At 53.1% G+C, this 3,199-nt stretch carries 2 rRNA genes; both read left to right on the forward strand.

Annotation, left to right across the window (positions count from 1 at the left end):
• The first annotated feature begins 111 nt into the window (after nucleotides 1-111).
• A 23S ribosomal RNA gene (locus IM267_RS20660) occupies nucleotides 112-3,015 on the forward strand.
• A gap of 63 nt (nucleotides 3,016-3,078) precedes the next feature.
• Nucleotides 3,079-3,194, forward strand: a 5S ribosomal RNA gene (gene rrf, locus IM267_RS20665).
• The last annotated feature ends 5 nt before the right edge of the window (nucleotides 3,195-3,199 follow it).

A 3,199-nucleotide genomic window follows, 5' to 3' on the forward strand; every position in this document is an offset into this window, starting at 1 on the left:
TTTGCTCTTTAAAAATCTGGATCAAGCTGAAAATTGAAACGACACACAGCTCATGTGTGTTCGAGTCTCTCAAATTTTCGCAATCAGAAGTGAAACATCTTCGGGTTGTGAGGTTAAGCGACTAAGCGTACACGGTGGATGCCCTGGCAGTCAGAGGCGATGAAGGACGTGCTAATCTGCGAAAAGCGACGGCGAGGTGATATGAACCCTTGACCCGTCGATGTCCGAATGGGGAAACCCAGTGCAATCCGTTGCACTATCGTTAACTGAATACATAGGTTAACGAGGCGAACCGGGGGAACTGAAACATCTAAGTACCCCGAGGAAAAGAAATCAACCGAGATTCCCCCAGTAGCGGCGAGCGAACGGGGAGCAGCCCGGAGTCTGAATCAGCTTGTGTGTTAGTGGAACGGTCTGGAAAGTCCGACGGTACAGGGTGATAGTCCCGTACACGAAAACACACTTGTTGTGAACTCGAAGAGTAGGGCGGGACACGTGGTATCCTGTCTGAATATGGGGGGACCATCCTCCAAGGCTAAATACTCCTGACTGACCGATAGTGAACCAGTACCGTGAGGGAAAGGCGAAAAGAACCCCGGCGAGGGGAGTGAAAAAGAACCTGAAACCGTGTACGTACAAGCAGTGGGAGCCTCTTTATGGGGTGACTGCGTACCTTTTGTATAATGGGTCAGCGACTTATATTCTGTAGCAAGGTTAACCGTATAGGGGAGCCGAAGGGAAACCGAGTCTTAACTGGGCGTTAAGTTGCAGGGTATAGACCCGAAACCCGGTGATCTAGCCATGGGCAGGTTGAAGGTTGGGTAACACTAACTGGAGGACCGAACCGACTAATGTTGAAAAATTAGCGGATGACCTGTGGCTGGGGGTGAAAGGCCAATCAAACCGGGAGATAGCTGGTTCTCCCCGAAAGCTATTTAGGTAGCGCCTCGTGAACTCATCTTCGGGGGTAGAGCACTGTTTCGGCTAGGGGGCCATCCCGGCTTACCAACCCGATGCAAACTACGAATACCGAAGAATGTTATCACGGGAGACACACGGCGGGTGCTAACGTCCGTCGTGAAGAGGGAAACAACCCAGACCGCCAGCTAAGGTCCCAAAGTCATGGTTAAGTGGGAAACGATGTGGGAAGGCACAGACAGCCAGGATGTTGGCTTAGAAGCAGCCATCATTTAAAGAAAGCGTAATAGCTCACTGGTCGAGTCGGCCTGCGCGGAAGATGTAACGGGGCTAAACCATGCACCGAAGCTGCGGCAGCGACACTATGTGTTGTTGGGTAGGGGAGCGTTCTGTAAGCCGTTGAAGGTGGCCTGTGAGGGTTGCTGGAGGTATCAGAAGTGCGAATGCTGACATAAGTAACGATAAAGCGGGTGAAAAGCCCGCTCGCCGGAAGACCAAGGGTTCCTGTCCAACGTTAATCGGGGCAGGGTGAGTCGACCCCTAAGGCGAGGCCGAAAGGCGTAGTCGATGGGAAACAGGTTAATATTCCTGTACTTGGTGTTACTGCGAAGGGGGGACGGAGAAGGCTATGTCAGCCGGGCGACGGTTGTCCCGGTTTAAGCATGTAGGCGGAGGTTCCAGGTAAATCCGGTACCTTTTAACGCTGAGGTGTGATGACGAGGCACTACGGTGCTGAAGTGATAAATGCCCTGCTTCCAGGAAAAGCCTCTAAGCATCAGGTAACACGAAATCGTACCCCAAACCGACACAGGTGGTCAGGTAGAGAATACCAAGGCGCTTGAGAGAACTCGGGTGAAGGAACTAGGCAAAATGGTGCCGTAACTTCGGGAGAAGGCACGCTGATATGTAGGTGAAGCCCCTGCGGGCGGAGCTGAAATCAGTCGAAGATACCAGCTGGCTGCAACTGTTTATTAAAAACACAGCACTGTGCAAACACGAAAGTGGACGTATACGGTGTGACGCCTGCCCGGTGCCGGAAGGTTAATTGATGGGGTTAGCGGCAACGCGAAGCTCTTGATCGAAGCCCCGGTAAACGGCGGCCGTAACTATAACGGTCCTAAGGTAGCGAAATTCCTTGTCGGGTAAGTTCCGACCTGCACGAATGGCGTAATGATGGCCAGGCTGTCTCCACCCGAGACTCAGTGAAATTGAACTCGCTGTGAAGATGCAGTGTACCCGCGGCAAGACGGAAAGACCCCGTGAACCTTTACTATAGCTTGACACTGAACACTGGTCCTTGATGTGTAGGATAGGTGGGAGGCTTTGAAGCGTGGACGCCAGTCTGCGTGGAGCCGCCCTTGAAATACCACCCTTTAATGGCTGGTGTTCTAACGTAGACCCGTAATCCGGGTTGCGGACAGTGTCTGGTGGGTAGTTTGACTGGGGCGGTCTCCTCCCAAAGAGTAACGGAGGAGCACGAAGGTTGGCTAATCCTGGTCGGACATCAGGAGGTTAGTGCAATGGCATAAGCCAGCTTGACTGCGAGCGTGACGGCGCGAGCAGGTGCGAAAGCAGGTCATAGTGATCCGGTGGTTCTGAATGGAAGGGCCATCGCTCAACGGATAAAAGGTACTCCGGGGATAACAGGCTGATACCGCCCAAGAGTTCATATCGACGGCGGTGTTTGGCACCTCGATGTCGGCTCATCACATCCTGGGGCTGAAGTAGGTCCCAAGGGTATGGCTGTTCGCCATTTAAAGTGGTACGCGAGCTGGGTTTAGAACGTCGTGAGACAGTTCGGTCCCTATCTGCCGTGGGCGCTGGAGAATTGAGGGGGGCTGCTCCTAGTACGAGAGGACCGGAGTGGACGCATCACTGGTGTTCGGGTTGTCATGCCAATGGCACTGCCCGGTAGCTAAATGCGGAAGAGATAAGTGCTGAAAGCATCTAAGCACGAAACTTGCCCCGAGATGAGTTCTCCCTGAGACTTTAAGTCTCCTGAAGGAACGTTGAAGACGACGACGTTGATAGGTCGGGTGTGTAAGCGCAGCGATGCGTTGAGCTAACCGATACTAATGAACCGTGAGGCTTAACCTTACAACGCCGAAGATGTTTTGGCGAAGAGACAGATTTTCAGCCTGATACAGATAACAGAATTTGCCTGGCGGCTTTAGCGCGGTGGTCCCACCTGACCCCATGCCGAACTCAGAAGTGAAACGCCGTAGCGCCGATGGTAGTGTGGGGTCTCCCCATGTGAGAGTAGGGAACTGCCAGGCATCAA

Source organism: Enterobacter cloacae complex sp. P15RS, from assembly GCF_014895905.1.
In the GTDB taxonomy this organism is placed as follows: Bacteria; Pseudomonadota; Gammaproteobacteria; order Enterobacterales; family Enterobacteriaceae; genus Enterobacter; species Enterobacter quasihormaechei.